The organism is Winogradskyella flava (assembly GCF_014243395.1).
In the GTDB taxonomy this organism is placed as follows: domain Bacteria; phylum Bacteroidota; class Bacteroidia; order Flavobacteriales; family Flavobacteriaceae; genus Winogradskyella; species Winogradskyella flava.
This window is the reverse complement of the sequence record NZ_JACLCP010000005.1, coordinates 240,561-263,094: the sequence shown is the minus strand read 5'-3', so window position 1 is coordinate 263,094 and position 22,534 is coordinate 240,561. Positions and strand designations below refer to the sequence as shown.

Annotated in this window: 17 protein-coding genes; 14 read left to right on the top strand and 3 right to left on the bottom strand. The window is 34.1% G+C overall.

Translation table 11 applies throughout. The annotated features are described in order from the left end of the window. Nucleotides 1-6: 6 nt before the first annotated feature. Entirely contained in the window at nt 7-3,066 is a 3,060-nt protein-coding gene (locus H7F21_RS15455) for a SusC/RagA family TonB-linked outer membrane protein (RefSeq protein WP_185790206.1), read from the bottom strand. A gap of 215 nt (nt 3,067-3,281) precedes the next feature. Between H7F21_RS15455 and H7F21_RS15450 the strand changes: the two genes are divergently transcribed. From H7F21_RS15450 to H7F21_RS15430, 5 genes are all read left to right on the top strand, one after another. Continuing rightward, nucleotides 3,282-3,884, top strand: a complete 603-nt coding sequence (locus tag H7F21_RS15450) for a ribonuclease HII (RefSeq protein WP_185790205.1) — start codon at nt 3,282-3,284, stop codon at nt 3,882-3,884. A gap of 33 nt (nt 3,885-3,917) precedes the next feature. Then, complete coding sequence (locus H7F21_RS15445; RefSeq protein ID WP_185790204.1) at nt 3,918-6,272, top strand: DUF3352 domain-containing protein; 2,355 nt, start codon at nt 3,918-3,920, stop codon at nt 6,270-6,272. Between the two features lie 81 nt (nt 6,273-6,353). Then, nucleotides 6,354-7,928, top strand: coding sequence for an OmpA family protein (locus H7F21_RS15440; RefSeq protein ID WP_185790203.1), 1,575 nt, complete (start codon nt 6,354-6,356; stop codon nt 7,926-7,928). 120 nt (nt 7,929-8,048) lie between these two features. Next, nucleotides 8,049-9,098, top strand: coding sequence for a nucleoid-associated protein (locus H7F21_RS15435; protein ID WP_185790202.1), 1,050 nt, complete (start codon nt 8,049-8,051; stop codon nt 9,096-9,098). Nucleotides 9,099-9,172: 74 nt separating this feature from the next. Further along, entirely contained in the window at nt 9,173-9,853 is a 681-nt protein-coding gene (locus tag H7F21_RS15430) for a hypothetical protein (protein ID WP_185790201.1), read from the top strand. Between the two features lie 13 nt (nt 9,854-9,866). Here H7F21_RS15430 and lipB read toward each other — a convergent pair whose 3' ends face one another. Further along, entirely contained in the window at nt 9,867-10,568 is a 702-nt protein-coding gene (lipB, locus tag H7F21_RS15425; RefSeq protein ID WP_185790200.1) for a lipoyl(octanoyl) transferase LipB, read from the bottom strand. Nucleotides 10,569-10,696: 128 nt separating this feature from the next. Continuing rightward, entirely contained in the window at nt 10,697-10,855 is a 159-nt protein-coding gene (locus H7F21_RS15420; protein WP_185790199.1) for a YqaE/Pmp3 family membrane protein, read from the bottom strand. Between the two features lie 108 nt (nt 10,856-10,963). Between H7F21_RS15420 and H7F21_RS15415 the strand changes: the two genes are divergently transcribed. The 9 genes from H7F21_RS15415 to H7F21_RS15375 all read left to right on the top strand — a co-directional run bounded on the left by H7F21_RS15415 (nt 10,964) and on the right by H7F21_RS15375 (nt 22,533). Beyond that, nucleotides 10,964-12,025, top strand: a complete 1,062-nt coding sequence (locus H7F21_RS15415) for a response regulator transcription factor (protein ID WP_221892491.1) — start codon at nt 10,964-10,966, stop codon at nt 12,023-12,025. A 107-nt stretch (nt 12,026-12,132) separates the two neighbouring features. Further along, nucleotides 12,133-12,540, top strand: coding sequence for a DUF1573 domain-containing protein (locus tag H7F21_RS15410; protein ID WP_185790198.1), 408 nt, complete (start codon nt 12,133-12,135; stop codon nt 12,538-12,540). 143 nt (nt 12,541-12,683) lie between these two features. Next, complete coding sequence (locus H7F21_RS15405; protein WP_185790197.1) at nt 12,684-13,574, top strand: thioredoxin family protein; 891 nt, start codon at nt 12,684-12,686, stop codon at nt 13,572-13,574. Between the two features lie 57 nt (nt 13,575-13,631). Continuing rightward, the gene (gene lysS, locus H7F21_RS15400; RefSeq protein ID WP_185790196.1) at nt 13,632-15,320 is read left to right on the top strand and encodes a lysine--tRNA ligase; all 1,689 of its coding nucleotides are present in this window, start codon (nt 13,632-13,634) and stop codon (nt 15,318-15,320) included. A gap of 115 nt (nt 15,321-15,435) precedes the next feature. Continuing rightward, complete coding sequence (locus H7F21_RS15395; protein ID WP_185790195.1) at nt 15,436-16,737, top strand: type 2 periplasmic-binding domain-containing protein; 1,302 nt, start codon at nt 15,436-15,438, stop codon at nt 16,735-16,737. Between the two features lie 2 nt (nt 16,738-16,739). Continuing rightward, nucleotides 16,740-17,477: a TSUP family transporter gene (locus tag H7F21_RS15390; RefSeq protein ID WP_185790194.1), complete on the top strand. Its 738-nt coding sequence runs from the start codon at nt 16,740-16,742 to the stop codon at nt 17,475-17,477. Nucleotides 17,478-17,483: 6 nt separating this feature from the next. Next, on the top strand, nt 17,484-18,602 hold the full coding sequence (locus H7F21_RS15385; protein WP_185790193.1) for a sulfotransferase: 1,119 nt from the start codon (nt 17,484-17,486) through the stop codon (nt 18,600-18,602). A gap of 95 nt (nt 18,603-18,697) precedes the next feature. Then, nucleotides 18,698-19,951: a fibronectin type III domain-containing protein gene (locus H7F21_RS15380; RefSeq protein ID WP_185790192.1), complete on the top strand. Its 1,254-nt coding sequence runs from the start codon at nt 18,698-18,700 to the stop codon at nt 19,949-19,951. 92 nt (nt 19,952-20,043) lie between these two features. Then, nucleotides 20,044-22,533 carry a zinc-dependent metalloprotease gene (locus H7F21_RS15375; protein ID WP_343067659.1) on the top strand — a complete coding sequence of 830 codons (2,490 nt, stop codon included), beginning with the start codon at nt 20,044-20,046 and terminating at the stop codon, nt 22,531-22,533. The last annotated feature ends 1 nt before the right edge of the window (nt 22,534 follow it).

The following is a 22,534-nucleotide window of genomic DNA, read 5'->3' as shown; positions in this document are numbered from 1 at the left end:
TTTTATTTAAAAATTAATGTCAAAACCAAAGTTTAATGATCGGAGTTGTGGGTAGTTATTAATATATACCGAATTGCTAACTGTAGCAGCGTTCTCAGACGAACCAACACCAACCTCTGGGTTACCATCAAACTCAGACCATATAGCCAAGTTTTGTAACTGTACATAAGTTCTAACAGAGCTTATACCTGTGTTTTCAAAGACGTTATCTCCAAATGTATAACCAAGAGTCAAGTTTCTCCAAGCTAAATAAGACGCATCTTGAAGGAACTGAGTAGTTCCTGTTTCAATACCATTAACTGTAGGTCTTTGTAATACATTTGTATCACCAGGCTGTTGCCAGTAATTAGCCGCACCAACCACTTTGTTATTACGCCAGTTTGATGGATCATGCAAAGATGATGATTGTTGGTTAAACACATAATTACCATAAGAGAAGTTGAAATTTGAACTAAGATCAAAGCCTTTGTAACTAGCTCTTAAACCAAATCCACCAAACATCTCTGGTAACGGTGACTTATCTTTAATGGCCACAGCATTTTGTGCACTGAATACATTTGTTATATTTCCATCTGCATCTAAATACAAGGCATCACCATTTGCAGGATTAACACCAGCATAACGTACCATAAAGTATGTAAATGGCTCTAAGCCTTCACGCAAAATACTTTGACCTCCTGAGAAGTTCGTTATTTGCTCATCAACCGCTAAGGTTGTAATTTCATACTTAAGGAATGTCGTATTACCAAAAACGGTTAAATTGAATCCTTCAGGATTTCTAAATACATCATAATTCAAGTCGATCTCTACACCAGTTACTCTACTATCTCCTTCGTTGTTAGTAGTGTTATAAGCACCTGATTCGAAAGGAAGTGTATCTTGGAATAAGAAGTCTTTTCTTGTATCTTGGAACCAATCGATTTTACCTCTAAGTCGAGATCCTTGAAGAAGTTCAAAAGACAATCCTAAATTTATCTTCTCATTGTTTTCCCAAGTTACATTAGGATTGGCAATGGCCGCATTAGGAATCGCTGGTGATCCTGCACCATAAATACCTCCAGTTGTAACAGATGTAAAATTAGAGTATACTGCAAGTACACTGTCATCACCTGACGTACCATAAGATCCAGAAAGACGAAGACTATTTATCCAGTCTACAGAATCCATAAAGGATTCTTTTCCTATATCCCAAGCTAACGAAGCTCCGTAGAATGTTCCGTACTGATTTTCTAAACCTGCTAGAGAAGACCCATCGCGTCTTACATACGCATCTAAGAAATATTTACCATCGTAGCTATAGTTAGCCACACCTAATATACCAAATCTAGAGATTCTTGTACGTTGGGTAAAAGAATCTTGATCAATAGACCCTGCTAAATTTTGAGTATCCTGGAAATCATTAGGAAACGTTCTACTGTTTAAGTTGATGAAATAATTGTTTTCATCTTGAAATTCAGAAGCAAATGTTGCTCTTACACTATGCTTCCCAAATTCCTTAGCATAGGACAGCTCATTTCTCCAGTTGTAGTCAAAATCATCAGTTGAAGTATCAGTCTTAAGTCCACTAGTACCAATGAAAGTATTCAAACGTGCAGAAGGCTTTAAAAAGTTTTCACTTTGTCTTCTATCGTAGATACCACCAAACTGAGAACGGATTGATAAACCGTCCGTAATTGTTATTTCAGCAAATGCATTACCAAATATTCTCAAGTTACGAACCTCCTGATCTGTACCGAAAATTTCATCAAGTACTTGATAACCGAAGCTATTTAAACGACCACTAATATTAAAAATAGGATCTCCAAACTCATCTAAGATCTGATCACCGTTAGCGTCTACTTGAAAAAGCTGCTCGTATGGGTTGTTATTGATCTCAGACCAAAATGGTGATTGTACGTTCTGTCTATCTCTAGGATCATCACGAGTTGTATATACACCGTTAACGGTATAACCATAATTTAACCACTTATTAACTTTGGTTGTATTACTAATAGCTGCAGAGATACGTTGGAAACCTTCATAACCATTAACGATACCCTCATCAGAATCATAACCCAAACTAAATCTCGTAGATGAGTTTTCGCTACCTGAACTTATCGCAAAGTTGTAAGATTCTGTAACCCCTGTTTTATATAAAACATCTCCCCAATCTGTATCAATCTCAGATAACTGATCAATTTCTGCATCGGTGTAAGAACGTCCTAAACCAAGTAAGTTACCTGTTGCAGGATTTGTAACTTGAGACAAACCATTTTCGTATTCAAGTTTTTGACGTGAGTTCATCAAATCTACTCTAATAGGAAATCTATCAGAAACACCATAACGCGTATTCAATGTTATCCTAGAAGAACCTTTAACACCTTTTTTAGTCGTAATAATTACAACACCGTTAGAACCTCTACTACCATACAACGCCGTTTGGGATGCATCCGTAAGAACTTCCATGGATTCAATGTTATTAGAATTAATCGCAGGAAGATCGGCTACATTCATATACGTACCATCCACAACATAAAGCGGATTCTGAAGACCGTTATTACTTGATGGACTGAATGCTCCTCTAACGTTAACGTTTGCAGCTGAACCAGGTGCAGTTGAAGATGCAACTACGTTTACCCCAGACATCTGACCTTGCATAGCTCTATCAATGGAACTTGTTGCAACAACAGCTTTCAATTCATTAGCTCCCATTGTCGAAACCCCATTAGCTTTTTGCTTACCAACGTCGAAGACACTACCTACTACTACAACCTCATCTAGCGCCTCAGCATCTTCAGCAATGGCAAAGGTAATAGTATTTCCTGCTCCTACTGTTTTTTCCGTAGTTTCAAAACCTACATAAGAGAACACTAAAACATCTCCTTGATTAGCATTGATGGAGTATTTCCCATCAAAGTCTGTTTGCGTACCTCTTGCGGTACCCTTAACAACTACATTTACGCCTGGTAAAGGCAAACCATCCGAAGCGGCTGTAATTGTTCCTGTGATAGTTTTCTCTTGTGCAAAAGAAAATTGCATCACGAACGCCATAAATAGCGTTAATAACCATGTTAACTTTAATTTCATAAAACAATTATTTGAGTTAGTCTAGTTGCAAACATCTTAATTAAATATTAAATAAGCAAGTGTTTCTGCCAAAAAAATGTTAATGCCATTAGCAAGTTGTCAATAAGGGCTTCCAATTCATTTTATCAATGTTTAAAACATATAACTCGTCTTAAAGATGTAAAAACCACTAAAGGGTTGCGTTAAAATTTTAACTTTGTTTAAATTTTAACAGTTTGGATCTAAAAACCCAGTTTTCAGCTTTTGAATTTGAATGCGGAACCGATGAAGCAGGTAGAGGTTGTCTCGCTGGTCCTGTTACAGCAGCGGCAGTTATTTTACCGACTGTATTTAGTAATGCTTTATTAAATGATTCCAAACAACTTTCTAAAAAAAGTAGAAATACCTTAAGACCCATTATAGAAAGTGAAGCTATTGCATTTGCTGTTGAACATGTTTTTGAAACTGAGATAGACAGCATCAATATTTTGAATGCTTCTATTAAAGCAATGCAAAACTCTATCTCTAAACTTAAAATTAAGCCTAAATTTATAAGTGTTGATGGCAATAAGTTCAAACCCTATGAATCTATTCCTCATAAAACCATTATTAAAGGCGATAGCAAATATCTTAATATTGCTGCTGCTTCAATCTTGGCCAAAACGTATAGAGATGCTTACATGGAAAAAATACATAAAGAGTTTCCCATGTATAATTGGAAAAAGAATAAAGGATACCCAACAAAAGAACATAGAGCTGCCATTAAAAAATATGGCATTACCAAATACCATAGAAAATCTTTCAGATTATTGCCAGAGCAATACCGTTTGGATTTATAACTTTTTATATTTGTACCTATATAAGTGACTTTAATGAAGCGACTCTTTTTTTTCTTGGTTTTGTTATCTGCAATAGTGTCTTGCCATAGGGACTACAACAAGATTAAATCTCCTAATGAGTTTTTGCCAACAGAAGTTAATTCAGTCATCTTAGTCAATGAACTAAATGACTTTACTAAGAATATCGAAAAACATGATATTTTATCTGATATATATATTAAGGAGTTAAGAACCACTTCTAAAATATTAGAAAACTTAAATACTACTAGGCAAATTGCTATTGCCTTTCTAAACCAAGACTATCTTATCCTTACCGAAAACGATTCAACTTTGTTTATTCTAGATTCCATTGAGAATCATATGTCTGAAAATATCGATAAATCAAAAATTAGTAAAACACAAATCGATTCGACCATCTTCTATCATAAAGTTTTAAATAATGTCTTTGCAGCATCAAATAATCTTGAATTATTAAATACACTTAGTTCAGAGACAAGAAATCAAAAGTTGAAAGAATTAATTGAAACAACGGATTCCACATCTGTAGCGTCATTAATTTTTAAAACAAACTCTGTAAGCTATTCTAAATTTCTGTTTTCTGAAGTTGAAGAAAATTCAAGAAGAAATTACACAGTATTAGACCTTACATATTCTGACGATAATGTTCAATACAATGGATTGACTACTTCTAACGACTCAATTCTCAATAAAATTGATGTATTCAAAAATACAGTGGCACAAAAAATCAATGTTCCAAAAATCGCTCCTTATAATATAGGTTCTTTAAAAAGTATCACTTATGATGATTTTTCAGTTTTCAATAAAAATCTAAGCATCCTTAATAATGTTGCACTTGATAGCACCCAGACATTTCTCAACTTTACCAATGAAATTGCCCTTACAGACGATGCAATCTTCATCCATAGTTTTGATACGGATTTAATCTTAGAATCCATAGATGACAAATCATCTGTTGAAACGTATAGAGAGATCGAAATTTATGAATTCGGTAGGCCTGATTTTTTTCAAAACAAATTACGTCCATTTATAGAATTCGAAAGTGTAGGTTATTTTTTCGCTTATAATGAATTTGTAGTTTTTTCAAACTCTCCTGAAATACTTAGGTCAGTTATTTCCAGTATACTAAGCAATAATACTTTGGCAAATTCCGATGCCTATAAGAATATTATTGAAAATCTTAGTGAACAGGCTTCCTTTTTCATTTTCAAGAATTCCGCTGAATTGTCAAAAATTTTGCAAAAAGACCTTAAAGGTTATAACGCCAATGCCGTAGAATTCGTTTATGAAGATAATTATGCCCATGTTAATGGTATTATTCAAAAATTTAAAAGACGTAGAGCTTCAAATTCTGTGACTGAGTCTTTTACCACATCTATTAAAGCCGATTTAATTTCCGCTCCTCAGACGGTTAAAAATCATATTACCAATGCTCACGACATTGCTCTACAAGACGCTAACAATGTATTGCATCTTATCTCCAGTTCAGGTAGTGTTCTATGGCAAAAACAACTCCAAGGAAATATTCTTGGGAAGATAGAACAGATAGACATGTACAAAAACGGAAGGCTGCAGCTTGCATTTGCTACTCCTAATAGATTGTATGTTTTAGATAGAAATGGTAACGATGTCGCTCCATTTCCTCTAAAATTTAATGACCAGATTACACAACCACTTTCAGTTTTCGATTATGACAAGCAAAAGAATTACAGGTTGTTGATTACTCAAGGCACTAGTCTTTTAATGTACGACGCCAGAGGGAAATCCATTAGTGGTTTTAGCTATAAAAGTAACGACTCTAAAATTTCGACTCAACCCAAACATCTTAGAATAGGCAGTAAAGACTACATTGCTTTTACTACAGGAGATAATTTAAAAATTTTAAATCGTCAAGGGAACACTAGAATCAATGTAAAGGACAAAATTCGTTTTTCCGATAATGAATTGTTTCTCTATCAAAATAAATTCACAAGCACCAATACACTTGGCCAATTGGTCCAAGTCGATACCAAGGGAAAAGTCAGCACAAAAAACCTAAATCTTTCTGACAAACATCATCTTGAGACCACAAGTAAAACTTTGGTGTCGTTAACCGAAAATAAACTACAAATAAAATCCAGAACTGTTGATTTAGACTATGGTGACTACACTGCACCAAGAATATTTTACTTGAATAATAAAATCTACGTCACTACTACAGATTTACAGTCAAAAAAAGTATACCTTTTTGATAGCCAAGCCAAGCCCATACCAAACTTTCCTGTATTTGGCACATCTGCTGCTGAACTGCAAGAATTAGATAAGGATAATAGTCTTGAACTTATTACGCAAGCTGACAATAAAACTATCGTAGTTTACGAAATACACTAATGCCATTGCCAATTGCACATTTCATTTTTTTGTATCGATAGTTATTCTTATTTTTAGACAGCTATTAATCAATTACTTAAAATGAAGTACCCTACAGTTTTACAAAAACTTCTAGTTACATTTTGTCTTACCCTTTTTCTCACACCCAATCTCGATGCGCAGACCAAGAAACTAAAACGCCCAAAAAGTCGAGTTGGTGTTGCAAGCGTTGATAGTTTTGTTCAAGAATCTTTCGATTTATATGATAAAGTCTATAAGTATGATGGCTATGCTGCTGCAGGAACGCCTCTTGAAGACGAAGACATCGATGTTCTAGAAGAAGCGCTAGAAGAAATGTCTTCCTTAAGTGAAAGTGCCCCTGATATACTAAACGATTTGGACGGTGTAGGCGTGCTAAAACAAGGAAAGTCCACACTTCAGATAAACAAAGCCAAAAAAGCTTTAAAATACAGTATTAAAACAGCCAAAGAACTACTTCTGGGACAACGGGAACGCGATAAAAAAGATGATGATCAGGAAAAAGATTCAGAGTCCAGTGAAAGTGAAGATTCTACTCCTAAATCAGATGATAAAGCCAATGACATTGATTCAAGTGAAAGCGATGAACCTGAAGAGGAGATAGAAAATGTTTCGGATGGGTTAGAAGTCTACAGCAAGTACGACTTTGTGCCTGGCGACAAGTTGATATTTTATGATGATTTCGCGAATGATTTTATAGGTGATTTCCCTGCTAAATGGAATACAAATGGTTCAGGAGAAGTAGTGACGCTTAATAAAGTAACTGGTCGCTGGTTTGAGTTTAAGCAAGGTTACAACACCTATTTTATTCCAAATTTACCAAGAGATCTTCCTGAAAATTACACTATAGAATTTGATCTCGTAGCGCTAGGTATAAATAAGCAGACATCCAGTAATGCTGATTTAGAAATACGTTTAGAAAGTAATAATACTTTTAGAACTGGAGATGATTTCGCTAGAATCAGAATGCCTTTTGGGCAATATTCTGTTTTTGATTTCAATGTTAATAATTTTATAAATCGTGAAAGCACGATAAACAATAGCATACAAGCAGACATAAGAAAAGCAGTTTTAAATAAACCTCATATATCTATAGCCGTCAACAAGGAACGTTTTAGATTATGGGTAAACGAAAAAAAGATTATTGACATACCAAAATTAATAGGTGCTAACACCACAATAAAGGCGCTTAAATTTCATATGGATGGTTTCAAAAAAGAAGGCAAAGAGCGTCTATTCATATCTAATCTTAAAGTAGCTGAAGGCGGTGAAGACTTAAGACGAAAACTTATGAACGACGGAAAAGTTTCCACTAATGGCATTCTATTTGATTCTGGTTCTTCTAAAATTCAACCGCGATCTTTGGGTATAGTGCGTCAGATTTCCCAAGTTTTAATGCAAGATGAAAGCATTAAATTAAATATTATTGGACATACAGACGCAGATGGTCCTGATGACACTAATTTAAAGTTATCCAAAGACAGAGCTGCTGCAGTTAAAGACGCTTTAGTAAACATTTATAACATACCTGCTGAGCGTTTAACAACAGATGGTAAAGGAGAACGAGAGCCCGTTGGAGACAACAAAACCACGGACGGGAAAGGACAAAACAGACGTGTAGAGTTTGTAAAAATATAACGATAACCAAATCTCAAGTCCCTGAGTCTGAAAACGCCAAATTTATTTTGGCGTTTTCTTTAGTTTTAAGTCTATGGTTTTGTACTATTGCAAGTCTGAAAAATCAATAATTTCCTACTCATGATAAAACGACAAAAGGCGTCAATAAAACACTGTATCATTCATAAAGTTGGCAATAAGTTCAACGACACAAAGAATGCGTTTTCAGAAGCTGCTGTACACTTCGATGAAGCCACATATAACCTTATGCTCCCTTACCTTTTAAAACCTTTTGTAAGTGTTGCTGAAAGTTATCGTTTTCATCATCATAGCGACGTAGGACTTAACGAAATAAACACCTATTGTGAACAATTATTTAAAGATGAAGCAGACTTCGTAGAAGTGTCAAAACATATTGTAACGCATTTATTCGAGCAGAGTAATTCGGCGCAAATAAAAACAGGCGATGTCGTGGTTTGTCATTTTGAAAATGTACAATACGAAGACTATTTTACAGATGCTATTGGCATCTATAAAATTGAAAATAAAACTGAATTTTTCCAAACCTATTTAGAATCTGGCAACTATGACATTTTAGTACAAAAAGGGATACAAGCCAAGAAAGTAGACAAAGGATGTTTGATCTTAAATACCTCAGATATGGAGGGTAAAATTGTCTTTAGTGTAGATAATAATTCTTACGATACGCAGTACTGGATTAAAAGCTTCCTAAGCATTAAATATCCTGACGATAGCAACCAACACACCAAGAACTGCATTGAGTTATGTAGAGAGTTCTCCAAAGAAGTTTTACAGCCTAATTTTGGTGGAAAAGAGCAAAGTAATTTCCTAGCCAAAACAGTCGATTTTTTTAAGGAAAATGAGATTGTAAACATCGAAGCATTTAAAGAAGAAGTGTTTGACGAGGAAGACCAAATACAATTGTTTGAAGACTATAAAAAAAGTTATGAAGCTGAAAATAAAGTTCTTATTCGCAATCAATTTGATGTCTCAGAACGCGTTTTAAAGAAGCAAAAGCAAAAAATTAAAACGGAAATAAAATTGGATACCAACATACAGATAAAACTCGATGTAGATGCACCTGATGCCTCAGCGGAATATCTAGAGCGCGGTTACGACGAGGATAAAAAAATGCACTTTTACAAGGTGTTTTTTAATGCTGAAGCTTAGCTTCTGTTTATTAAATTGTAAATCTAACTTCGTTCAAAAATAAAATTAGTAATTCAAACAGATTTATATCATATATGACAACGAAAATTGAGATGAAAAAAAAGATACTAATATTTATTTTAGCCATGTTAAGTATTATCTCTTTTGCTCAGAAAAAAGAAATTTATTTAGATGAGGATTCAATTCAAAAAGAGGATCTGATTGAAATCAGCAAAAATAAATTTGATATCACTGTAAAAGGATATGTTTATTTCAACTTTCAATTCGATTTAGACAGTTTGATTTTGAATGTTAAAGTGCAACGCATAAAAAAAGGTCAAATTCCGAATAAGTCTCTCGACTCAATTAAATCTGAACTTTCGATAATATCAGGAAAAACAATTCCTGACGGAAACGTAATCGTTATTAATTATTACCATGGACTAGACAGATGCCACTCTTCTGGAAATAAATCTTATATATCATCTGGACATAAAAGATTTTCTAAAAAAATTAAAGAAATCGAAAATGTTAGTCAATTTTCTATGTATAAATCATCGAAAGGAATAAAGAAATATGGAAATAAATCTTATTGGATTAAAGATGAGTTTGGAACAATTCAAAAGATGTTTTTACCTCTTCATTACCCTTGCGGAAGCTATGTATTAATTGATGAAAATGGCAATTATTATATACAAAAAGGAGAATATGCTTTTGAAGAAATTTTTGATTTATTAAAAAATAAAAAAACGACTTTTACAAACAACACAAATTAAACCCACGGAAATTTTAAGTTAAGATTTTAGCCTCAAAAAGCACACTAAAATGCTTTAGAAGCTTCCGCTTAACCTCAGCTTCATCAACCTTATCAACATCTAGTTCATTATTTAAAGACGTTACAGCTTTACCTCTAATACCACATGGAATAATATTATCAAAATAGCCTAAATCTGCATTGACATTAAGCGCAAAACCATGCATGGTTACCCAACGACTAGCCCTCACTCCCATAGCGCAAATCTTGCGTGCAAAAGGTGTCCCAACATCAAGCCATACACCTGTTTCACCTGGACTACGCTCTGTTTTCAACCCATATTCCGCCAAAGTAAGAATGATGATTTCTTCTAAAAAGCGTAAGTATTTATGGATATCCGTAAAAAAATTATCCAAATCCAAAATAGGATATCCTACGATTTGTCCAGGACCATGGTAGGTAATATCGCCTCCTCTATTGATTTTGTAAAACGTAGCATCTTTTTCGGTAAGCTGCGTTTCAGATAAGAGTAAGTTAGATAAATCGCCACTTTTACCTAAAGTGTAAACATGCGGATGTTCTACAAAAAGAAAGTGATTGTCTGTTTCTAGCCCAGCATCTTCCCTCCTATTTTTAATTTTCGTATCTAAAATGGCTTTGAAAAGCGTTTCTTGGTAGTCCCAAGTTTCTTTAAAGTCCTTTAAGCCTAAATCTTCAAATTTTATCGTTTTATTCAAATCTTAATCTTCTAAAACAAGATGCAAAGATAGTTAAAAATTAGCGCTTATGACTCGCGAAAACATAAGACCAACTCTAGAATCGACAGCTTTGTTTTACTTTTTGGGAAAGCTAATAAGAACTTCTTTTATCGCTCAGGATTATTTAGAATTACCAGTGCTGCAATGACTCCAGGAACCCAACCGCATATCCACAATATAAAAGTGATAAGGAAAGAACCGCAGCCTTTATCCAATACAGCTAAAGGTGGAAAAATAATTGACAATATAACACGCCAGATACTCATAATTTCGTTCAATGATTTGATGTATAAATAGGACGTAACTTTGTTAAATTTGTTACACTATTTGGAACCAAGCAACAAGAATATCCTAAAATTATGTAGATTCGTTTTATGCAAATCAGAATTTTAATAATCTTTTTATTGACGTCGTTATGCTGTGAGGCACAATATTCTTTTTCTGGCTTTACAAATCCTGACGAATGGCAAAACACGGTTTACCTGTCTATTGTAGAGGATTATCGCAAAATGTCTGGTGTTTATTCTGAACAGATTATTGCCAAAACCAAAGCCGATGAAACCGGTTATTTTGAGTTTAAGGGCAATATGCTCGATGTCGAAAATCGCATTTACCGCATTCATGTTGATAAATGCTCAGAGACCCAACAAGGCCTGAATCATTTTAATGGACATTGTGGTGATAGTGAAGAATTACTCTTTATTGCAAAAAATACAGATACGCTAAAATTACCCTTTTCTTTTGGTAATCAAGTCTTTTGTAAAATAGAATCAAGCAACCCAAAAGCCAATGCCTTTTTAAAAATTGATTCCTTAAAAAACGATATGCGTTTTGCCTACGGCGAAGTACGAAGCGAAGCCAATCGAAAGCTGAACAATAAGAAATGGTTTAAAGCACTTCAGACGTATGGTGAAGCTTTGAATGAACCTATTGCCGAGCTTTCTATATATGCATACCTATCGGATAGAAGTAGTGATTTACACAGCTACTATGTTGAAGATTTGCAAAATAATCCATATTATAATAATCTTAAAACACGTCTTGAAAGCAAGTATCCAAATGCACCATATACCATCCAATATAGAAATGAATTGGCTGCTGATCGTTACATGATGGCGACTTCTGATAAGGTGAGGGCTTCAGATTCAAGTCGCGGTATAGTCCTCTATTCAATCTTAGTACTTTCACTCCTCCTCAACGCTTTTTTACTTTTTCGTTACTGGAAACGAAAGCAGTCCAAAACCAAAGAGTTAAAGGCTAAATTATCCAAACAAGAGCAGGTGGTGTTAGAACATTTACTACAAGATAAGACCAACAAGGACATTGCCGAATCACTTTTTTTGAGCGTCAGTACCGTAAAATCGCATACCAACAACATCTATAAGAAGTTAAATGTGCAATCTCGAGACGACGCAAAGTCTTTGTTTATCAAATAGTTAAAAAATTCAAACCAGGTACTAGTACCGATTTCCAACCTTAGTTTTTCAGAATTCACATCTTAAACCTTGATGTTTGTTTCAGTATTAATCAAAAATTATTGATCATGAAACGAACATTGAACACATGTATCCTTTTAGTTTTAGCTATTGGCTTTTTTAACGCAACTTCAGCCAATTTGGATAATTATGAGGCAAAAGTAGCCATCATTAAATTTGAGACTACTGTCATTGATTATGGCACTGTAGAACAAAATTCTGACGGCACACGACTTTTTACATTTACCAACGAAGGAGAAGCTCCATTGTTAATTACCAAAGTAAAAACTACCTGCGGATGTACTGTCCCAAGCTACTCAAAAGCACCAATTATGCCCGGAGACTCAGGTCAATTAGAAATTAAATACAATACCAAAAGAGTAGGCGCTTTCACCAAGACGGTCACCGTAATGTCTAATGCCGAAGGCGGCAACAAAATTCTAAAGATCAAAGGGAATATAGTAGCGTCTAAATAAATCTATTAATCAATTTTTTCAGTTAGTAATTTGTCAAATCTGGACTTGTTTTATGAATCTATTCGGTTTGGGATTCTAAAACGAGTTCAGAATGATAACTACTGATAATTTCATATCCAACCTTCAACCTTAAATTCATCACAATGAGAAAGAACTTCATTCCTATTTTAGTGGCATTTATCATAACTTTTCAAGTAAATGCACAAACCCTAAATACAGAAATAACAGAAAACACCAAAACACCATACCTCTTAGGTAAAATTGACAAAAGTGGTTTAGAAGGAGACAATTATAAGTCTTGGTTTACAAAAAACTATAACGATTACAAACCAAACGCTTCAATTACTAGTGCCATTTCTTCAGAATTGAAATCTTATACCATTACTCTTTTTATGGGCACATGGTGCGGTGATAGCAAGAGAGAAGTACCAAAACTATATAAAGTTCTTGAGGCCTCCAACTTTCCAATGGAGCAACTCACGGTTGTAGCTGTGAGTAGACAACCAGATCTATACAAACAAAGTCCACAACACGAAGAAGCTGGCTTAAATATCCACAGAGTGCCAATAGTAATTTTTTATAAAAACGGTAAGGAAGTTAACCGAATTGTAGAACATCCCGTTAACAGTTTTGAAGAAGACATCGAGAATATTGTAACTGTCAACAACTACAAATCCAATTATCAGATTGTTACTGCAGTTGACAATATTTTAAAGACTAAAGGCTTAAAAGGTTTTAACAAGAATAAAAAGCAAATTTTCAAAAAATACAAAGACAATTTAAAAAGCATATCTGAATTAAACACTTACGCTCACATTCTTTTTACGACCGATAGAAAGAAAGAAGCAATAGAAGTTTTAAAATTCAACACAAAACTCTTTCCTAAAGAACCTAGAACTTACAGCAGTTTAGCAAATAAATTCTATGTTAATGGTGACATTAAAAAAGCCTTAAAGCTTTATAAAAAAGCGTTGAAATTAGATCCTAAAAATGAACAAATTCAGAAAAATATAGCCACATTAAAATCAAATTAAATAGCAGTTCGCCAATTCTATCAAATAATGTAATTTTGCATTTCTAAAATAACGAGAATGCAACTTTCAGAACAAGAACTAGTACGCCGCGAAAAGTTAGACAAATTACGTGCATTAGGAATTAATCCTTATCCAGCCGATTTATTTCCTGTAGATCATACATCCAAACAGATAAAATCTGATTTTGAAGAGGATAAACAGGTTATTATCGCTGGTCGTCTAATGGCCATTAATGTTCAAGGAAAAGCATCTTTTGCACAATTACAAGATAGTGAAGGGCGCATTCAAGTGTATTTTAATAGAGATGAAATTTGTCCTGGAGACGACAAATCATTGTATAGCGATGTTTTTAAAAAACTTATCGATTTAGGTGATTTCGTTGGTATTGAAGGTGAGTTGTTCACCACCAAAGTTGGCGAGAAAACTGTGATGGTTAAGAATTTTAAGCTGTTAAGTAAGGCCCTAAAACCTTTGCCGATTCCCAAGCAAAAAGATGGCATAACCTACGATGCTTTTACAGACCCTGAGCAACGTTATAGACAACGTTATGCCGATTTGGCTGTAAATCCGCATGTAAAAGACGTCTTTGTAAAACGCACGAAGTTGTTTAATGCAATGCGGCAATTTTTTAATGATTCTGGTTATTTTGAAGTTGAGACACCTATACTACAACCTATTGCTGGTGGCGCTGCAGCTAGACCGTTTGTTACGCATCATAATAGTTTAGACATTCCATTGTATATGCGTATTGCCAATGAACTCTACCTAAAGCGATTAATCGTTGGAGGTTTTGATGGTGTTTATGAATTTTCAAAAAACTTTAGAAACGAAGGTATGGACAGGACCCATAATCCTGAGTTTACAGCCATGGAAATCTACGTGGCCTACAAGGACTATAACTGGATGATGGATTTCTGTGAAAAGTTATTGGAACATTGTGCTGTTGTCGTTAACGGGACTACTAAAGCCACATTTGGAGAACATAAAATCGATTTCAAAGCACCTTATAAGCGCATTACCATGCGTGATTCCATATTGGAATTTACAGGGTTTGACATCTACGACAAATCTGAAGATGACATAAGAGCTGCTGCTAAAAACATGGGAATCGAAGTTGATAGTACCATGGGTAAAGGCAAGCTCATCGATGAGATTTTTGGAGAAAAATGCGAGGGCAGCTATATACAACCAACATTTATTACAGATTACCCAAAAGAGATGAGTCCATTGTGTAAGGAGCATCGTGAAAATCGTGAATTGACAGAACGTTTTGAACTGATGGTGTGTGGCAAAGAAATCGCAAATGCCTATTCTGAATTGAATGATCCAATAGATCAACGTGAACGTTTTGAGCATCAATTGGAATTAGCTAAGAAAGGTGATGATGAAGCTACAGGTACTATTGATTACGACTTCTTAAGGTCGCTTGAATATGGTATGCCCCCAACCTCTGGAATGGGAATTGGTATGGACCGCTTAATCATGTTCTTAACTAATAATCAAAGTATACAGGAAGTATTGTTCTTTCCACAGATGCGACCAGAGAAAAAGCAGGTGACTTTAAGTGATAATGAAAAAGCAATCTTTGAGGTTTTAAAATCTCAAAAGCGCATGGTATTAAGTGATTTAAAATCACAATCTGGTTTAAGTAATAAAGGTTGGGACAAAGGTATTAAAGGTTTAGGCAAACATGGTTTGACCAAGGTTGAAAAAACCGAGGAAGGCTTGTTTGTTGAAGTAGTTTAAACTAGAATTTTGATCATTATACCGAAAGGAATCGCTAATAACGGTTCCTTTTTTTATTTCTTTATTTTAAATTCTATATTGCTTATTACTAATTTTTTAATGCCAAAAGTAAAGGATGAAAAGTCAAGAATTAATTCAGAGTATAATTGCTTTCCTAGCTGGATGCTGGATGTTCGTCATACAATTAATAATCAAAGAATACAACTGGAGCTTTTCTGAATCTATTTTCTATTGGTCTTTGGGTTTGCCTTTATTTATTGCAACTTATTATTATATCTACAAGACTGGAGGAAAAAGCATAAAAGCAAATATAATACTATTAGGGTGGGCCGGATTTTCGAAACATTTTAAAAAATATAAAAACAGTATAAGAAAACTACTAAATATAAAACTAGAAACTACTGATTATTATGGTCAAGATCTCTTTAAGGAATTAGATAAAATTAATCCTCACCTTATAATTTTTGACATAGAAGCAACTCCAAGACTTTTAGAATTAAAAAATCAAAATAGTTTAGTTCCAATTAGTGATATTGGCTTGACAATAAGTAACGTGAATTCTTCAATTCCTTACTATCTATATCCGAAGTATGAATCAGTTGAATATGGCTTACCTATAGCTTTCGGCACGAATAGTATATCAATAAATACAGAAGCAGTTCCCAATCATATTCATAGTCTTAAAGAGATTTTTTTTGGAGATTCAGAGTTTACTAAAAGACTCTATAGAGAAAGGAAAATTGGAATATGGGATTGGTATTTACCAACAATGGGAATTATAAGCTTATCGCTTGGGCATAGTGATCCTTATCAACTAAATGAGACACAATTTCAAAATCTTTGTGAACATTTATTAAAATTGAAAAAAGGTGTAAATAAATTCTATTGGGGCAATAAAGGTTTCAAGCGATTAAAACAAGATTTAAACGATGGTGATGTTTGGATAATTCCAGGTGGTGGAGAGTGGCATCGACCAACAAAACGATCCAAAAGTTTTTTTGCCAATAATAATGATAAAGTGGGGAGTATTATACTAGATGAAGGAGCCATAGCTTTCGTAAGATGCATAGGCCTAACAAAAAACGGAATGGAATACATTAAAAAGAGTAAAGTATCAACTAATGATATTGTACAATTAATTAGTAACTACGCGCTTTCTGATTTTGCTCAAAAAGAATTATTAGAGAATCATCTATATCCTTTGCTAAGAGTTGATTTTAGGAATTTGAACAAAGAAGCTTATAAAGCCATGACGATTTCTGGATTTCCCAGCGCAGATTATTTAAATGAAATGTTCATCAGAAGAAAAATTAAGATTAGAGAGTATCCATTAGAAAACAACAACAAAGACTTTGTAACCAATGAAAGATGGATAAAATTTTGGGTTGAAGAATTTGGTGGAAAATCCAGTTATTAGAAATGGAATCATCTATATATTTAATTATTTTATGTGCAGCTATAATTGCTTATTTCATAAAGGGTTACAGCGGATTTGGGAATGCGTTAATATTTATCTCCTTGGGCTCTTTATTTTTATCTCCAATAAGAATTATCTACATCAGCTCAATTATTGATATTATATTATCATTATTTTTATTATATCTTAACAAAACCGCAGTATCTGAGATTTTATTCAAAAGGATTGGCTTATTAATTATTCTTTTTATAGTTTCATTAATTTCAAATTATTTATTTCAGGGATATTCGCAACTATTAACTTATTTAATTATAACAGCATCTGTACTTTCTGGAATTTATCTTTTAGGGAAGAATAATATTGAAAAGCTAAAAGAAAGGAAACCTATTCTGGGTTTAACTGTTATTATTACAGGAGGAATATTTGGAGGGATAACAGGTGTCGGTGGACCTTTTTATGTAGTTGGGTCGCTTTTTCTTACAAAGAATTCTACTAATCAAAAACAATTGATTGTCCTTACTCTACTTTTTGAGGGTATTGGTAGGCTAACAGGATTAATTACATCTTACGGAATATTAAAAGAAGAATTTATTTTTAGCCTAGGGATTATTCCCTTAGCATCTATTGCCTTAATTTTTGGTAATGCTCTTTTTAATAAGACAAATGAACTATTCTATAAAATTCTCGGTTTACTTCTAATCTGCTTGTCAGTTATTCTATTCTTGCAACAAATTCTTTAATATTTAATGATATTTCTTCAAATCAGACACTCAATTTCGGTTTTAATAATCATCATAAAAAAAAAATCCTTAATAAAAACCCGTAAAGCTCGTCTTAGGATTTTTCTCTGGATAGTCTCTAATTTCATAACGAATACCGTTTCCAGTTTATTATGGCTAATCGATTCAGTGTTCTATCCAGAATATAAATTAATAAACATAAAAAGAATTGCTATTATTTTAGGACAACCAAGATCTGGAACAACTTTTTTACAAAGACAACTTTGTAAAGACAAGTCGAATTTTACTGGTGTTCCTCATTTTTTCTGGAGATTCCCATCCATATTCTTGTATAAACTATTAAAAAAGACAAATTTGTTAGAGTATTTTAATTCCATTCCTTATTGGTCTCAGAAAAGAGGTTCAATAGCAAATAAAATGCATTCTCATGTTTTAGGTGATGTTGAAGAGGACGGTATCTTCCTTGAAGAAAAATTCTGGTCACATTTTTTCATATTTCGAAGAATACCCATTCCAGAAATCTTGCCCCTAATAGACGATTGGGAGAGATTCGACCAAATAAAGAAAAATAAAATCATCAAAATTCATAAACAAATATTAAACAAATGGAAAATAATTAACAGCTGTGAAGAAAACGTTACATTTATTTTAAAAGAAAATGACGCTACAGATTTTGTGAAATATTTTATTTCAAAGAATACTGATGTTACCATTATATTCCTCGCTAGAGAACCCAAAGAATTCTTAGATTCCTACTTAGAATTATCAATTCAATCAACATACTCTAAAATTGGATTAAACCCAATAAACATTAATAATTGGTTTAGAGCATGCATCGAGAAGCGCATCACTGAAAGTAAAAAACAGATAAACCTATTAAAGACTCATAAAGACTTGATTATATCTTTAAACTTTAAAAATCTAACTCTTGATCCTCTAAATAGTATTTTTAAAATTTACAATGAACTAAAAATAAAACTAGACTTAGAGTACATTCAAGAATTAGAAAACCTAAACAAAATCCAATCTAGGAGGGATAAAGGTTATAATAATAAAAGTTATAATATCGATTTGAAAGATTTTAATGATTATTCAAATTATATCGAACAGCACAAAAAGCAATAACTAAAGCCCATATAAAGTCTTTAAAGATAAAATCTACTATTTCATTCATTTTTAGTATTTTCACAAGGCTATTAAAGAAAAATTTACTAACCAAAATGAAAAATTATCTATTTTTTGTATTCATCCTCGTACTATTTTCCTGTAAAAATGATGACGGTGATGACACTGTTGATGCTTGTTTAGCACCAACAAATATTCAAGCGAATGCCATCACCACAAACTCAGCAACCATTACTTGGAGCGATTCTAATGCAGCAAATTCATATATTATCGAATATGGTATTTCAGGGTTCTCAATAGGTTCAGGAACATCTATTATGGCAACTGAAACTTCCATGACTCTAGTCGGTTTGTTGCCTGCAACCACATATGATGTTTATATTCAAGTGGAATGTTCCACAAATAATGTAAGTTCCAATTCTGAAGTACTTAATTTTACAACCGAAGTACCTGATGTAATTGCAGAATTTAGACCTACACTTTCCGAATTAAATCTTTTTTCAGGAAATTTAAGTGACCTGAATATCACCTCAAAAGCCTTTAAGTACGAACTTAGTTCGCAACTTTTTACGGATTATGCCCATAAGCAACGCTTAATCGCTTTACCTGACGGCACATCTATGGCATTTGATGGTGATGGCTTACCGATTTTTCCGGATAATACAGTTATAGCTAAAACATTTTACTACAACAATGATGAGCGTGATTTATCTTTAGGAAGAACCATAATTGAAACACGTTTGCTCATAAAAATTGATGGTGAATGGGAAACTGGTGATTACAAATGGAATGCTGCTCAAACTGAAGCTACATTAGACTTAAATGAAAGTACAGTGCCTATTACATGGATAGATACCAATGGCCAAACCAATTCCATTGATTATGAGGTTCCATCAAATACAGACTGTTTTACTTGTCATAATTCTTACGGAAGACTGGCTCCAATTGGTCCCAAACTAAGAACCATGAATTTTGACATCAATGGCACAAATCAATTAGAACAATTTATATCAAATGCGCAATTAACTGGAGTTTCTAACAGCAGCGGAATAAGTCGTTTGCCTAATTGGGAAGACACATCTTTATCTTTAGCAGAAAGAGCTCGAGCTTATATAGATATTAATTGTGCGAGTTGTCATATTCCTGGCGGTGACTGTTTTGGTGAGTCCACCCTAAATTTGGCCTACGAAACTTCCTTAGAAGAAAGTTTAATAGCAGAACAAAGTGCAAGTATCGAATTAAGAGTCACAACAAATATTGATGGTGTAAGCATGCCTATAATCGGAACCACAATACTGCATACTGAAGGTGTCCAGCTCATTCAAGACTACTTAAATTCTCTCGAATAAGCGCGTTAAAGAAATACTAAAGTCGGTCTAACAACTGTTAGTTTCCTTGTGGAATGCGTATTTTCATGCAAATTTTTTAAAACCGACAAAAAGTGAAGCAACTATCAATTAAACTACTACTTGTAGTTTCTGCCTTTTTAGCATTTTCGTGTTCTACAGCTAAAAAAGCGAGTAAATCAAAAAAAACAGATGCCACTGCAATGGCAAAACCAGCAGCGAAAAAACCTGGTAAAAACGATCCTAAACCTTATAACAAAGTCATCACAAAAGATGCGAAAAGCGATAAAGGACTTTTCACAGTTCATACTTTAGATGATAAGTTTTACTACGAGATACCTGACTCTCTTTTTGATAGAGAAATGCTCATGGTGACGCGTATTGCGAAAACCGCTAGTGGTCTTGGTTTTGGCGGAGGAAAACAAAATGAGCAAGTACTGCGCTGGGAAAAGAAAGGTAAAAAAGTAATCTTAAGAGTTGTTTCTTATAATGTTACTGCGGCCGATTCTTTACCTGTAAATGAAGCCGTTAAGAACTCTAATTTTGAGCCTGTATTATTTACATTTCCTATAAAAGCCTACAGTAAAGACTCTACAAGTACAGTTATTGATGCCTCGCCTTTGTTTGAAAAAGATGTGAAATCCTTAGGCCTACCTCAGTTTAGAAGAAGACCATACAAGGTTACTAGACTAGAAAGTGACAAGTCTTTTATTGAAAGTATTAAGAGTTACCCAAGAAACATAGAAGCGCGTCATGTCAAGACCTATGCAGCTGGAACGCCTCCCTCTAATTGGAGTACTGGTAGTATTTCTATTGAAATTAATAACTCTATGATTTTGTTACCAGAGAACCCAATGAAACGTCGTTATTTCGATGAGCGCGTTGGCTGGTTCACAAGCAACACCACTGATTATGGACAAGAGGATCAAAAAAGTAAATCCTTAACTTATCTAGACCGCTGGAGACTTGAAGTCAAAGATGAAGACATCGAAAAATTTAAGCGTGGCGAACTAGTAGTTCCTAAAAAGCAAATCGTTTACTACATTGATAGAGCTACTCCAAAAAAATGGAGAAAATACATAAAGCAAGGCATAGAAGATTGGCAAGTTGCTTTCGAGGCAGCTGGTTTTAAAGATGCCATTATTGCTAAGGATCCACCGTCTGTAGAAGAAGATCCAGAATGGACGCCAGAAGATGTGCGCTATTCTGTTGTGCGTTATTTAGCGTCTCCTATTCCAAATGCTAATGGTCCTCACGTAAGCGACCCAAGAACTGGAGAAATTTTAGAAAGTGATATTAATTGGTACCATAATGTGATGTCTTTATTACGTGGATGGTTCTTTGTACAAACAGCAGCTATTAATCCTGATGCACAAAGTCCTCAATTTAAGGATGAAGTTATGGGTCGTTTAATTCGCTTTGTATCTGCACACGAAGTTGGTCACACATTGGGTTTACCTCATAATATGGGAAGTAGTGTCGCTTATCCAGTTGAAAAATTAAGAGATGCGGAATTCACACAAAAATATGGTACTGCGCCGTCAATCATGGATTATGCTCGTTTTAACTATGTCGCACAACCAGGAGATGAAGGTGTAGCGTTGATGCCAGACATCGGAGTCTATGATAAGTATGCTATAGCTTGGGGTTACAAACCTATTTTAGATAAAACTTCTGAAGAGGAAAAAGCAACCCTTAACCAATGGATTACAGAGCACGCAGGTGATCCTATGTATCGCTTTGGTCATCAACAAGTAGGCGATGTACATGACCCAAGTTCTCAGACGGAAGACTTGGGAGATGATGCTATGTTGGCTAGTGATTATGGGATTAAGAACTTAAAGCGTATCGTACCTAACTTAATCGAGTGGACAACAGAAGCTGGCGAGGACTATGATGATTTACAAGAAATGTATGGGCATGTGGTATCTCAATTTAATCGCTACATGGGTCATGTTGCTAACAATATTGGTGGTGTCTATGAACATTACAAAACTGCCGGTCAAGAAGGAGCTGTCTACACACCTGTAGCTAAAGACCATCAGAAAAGAGCTATGGTATTCTTGCAAGAAAACCTGTTCTCTACACCAGAATGGTTAATTGATAAAAATATTTTTGATAGAATTGAGTATTCTGGATCAGTAGATCGTATTCGTGCTATACAAGCAAGAGCTTTAAATACTGTTCTTAGTTTAGGTAAAATGCAGCGTCTAACTGAAGCACATACTTATGACAGTAACGCTTATGCTTTAAAGGATATGATGAAAGATTTAAGACAAGGTATCTGGAGCGAATTACGTAACGGCAAGAAAATAGACACCTATCGTCGTAACTTACAACGTGCACACATCGATAGATTAGCATATTTAATGACTGCTGAAAATCAAAGAAAATTTAGAGGTAGTCCTTATGTTAAATCTACTGCTGTTAACACAAGTCAATCAGATATTAGAGCAGTCGTAAGAGCAGAGCTAAAAACATTACGTTCTCAGCTAAGAAATGCTCGCGGTGGAGATGCTATGAGTAGAATTCATATTGCTGATGCGATTGAGCGCGTCAACAATATTTTAGATCCTAAAAAATAGT

Bases quoted from the DNA above. Each gene is read 5' to 3' on its own strand.
- H7F21_RS15455 (WP_185790206.1), bottom strand. From the start codon at position 3,066: ATGAAATTAAAGTTAACATGGTTATTAACGCTATTTATGGCGTTCGTG.
- H7F21_RS15445 (WP_185790204.1), top strand. From the start codon at position 3,918: ATGAAGCGACTCTTTTTTTTCTTGGTTTTGTTATCTGCAATAGTGTCT.
- H7F21_RS15440 (WP_185790203.1), top strand. From the start codon at position 6,354: ATGAAGTACCCTACAGTTTTACAAAAACTTCTAGTTACATTTTGTCTT.
- H7F21_RS15435 (WP_185790202.1), top strand. From the start codon at position 8,049: ATGATAAAACGACAAAAGGCGTCAATAAAACACTGTATCATTCATAAA.
- H7F21_RS15430 (WP_185790201.1), top strand. From the start codon at position 9,173: ATGACAACGAAAATTGAGATGAAAAAAAAGATACTAATATTTATTTTA.
- H7F21_RS15420 (WP_185790199.1), bottom strand. From the start codon at position 10,855: ATGAGTATCTGGCGTGTTATATTGTCAATTATTTTTCCACCTTTAGCT.
- H7F21_RS15415 (WP_221892491.1), top strand. From the start codon at position 10,964: ATGCAAATCAGAATTTTAATAATCTTTTTATTGACGTCGTTATGCTGT.
- H7F21_RS15410 (WP_185790198.1), top strand. From the start codon at position 12,133: ATGAAACGAACATTGAACACATGTATCCTTTTAGTTTTAGCTATTGGC.
- H7F21_RS15405 (WP_185790197.1), top strand. From the start codon at position 12,684: ATGAGAAAGAACTTCATTCCTATTTTAGTGGCATTTATCATAACTTTT.
- lysS (WP_185790196.1), top strand. From the start codon at position 13,632: ATGCAACTTTCAGAACAAGAACTAGTACGCCGCGAAAAGTTAGACAAA.
- H7F21_RS15395 (WP_185790195.1), top strand. From the start codon at position 15,436: ATGAAAAGTCAAGAATTAATTCAGAGTATAATTGCTTTCCTAGCTGGA.
- H7F21_RS15390 (WP_185790194.1), top strand. From the start codon at position 16,740: ATGGAATCATCTATATATTTAATTATTTTATGTGCAGCTATAATTGCT.
- H7F21_RS15385 (WP_185790193.1), top strand. From the start codon at position 17,484: ATGATATTTCTTCAAATCAGACACTCAATTTCGGTTTTAATAATCATC.
- H7F21_RS15380 (WP_185790192.1), top strand. From the start codon at position 18,698: ATGAAAAATTATCTATTTTTTGTATTCATCCTCGTACTATTTTCCTGT.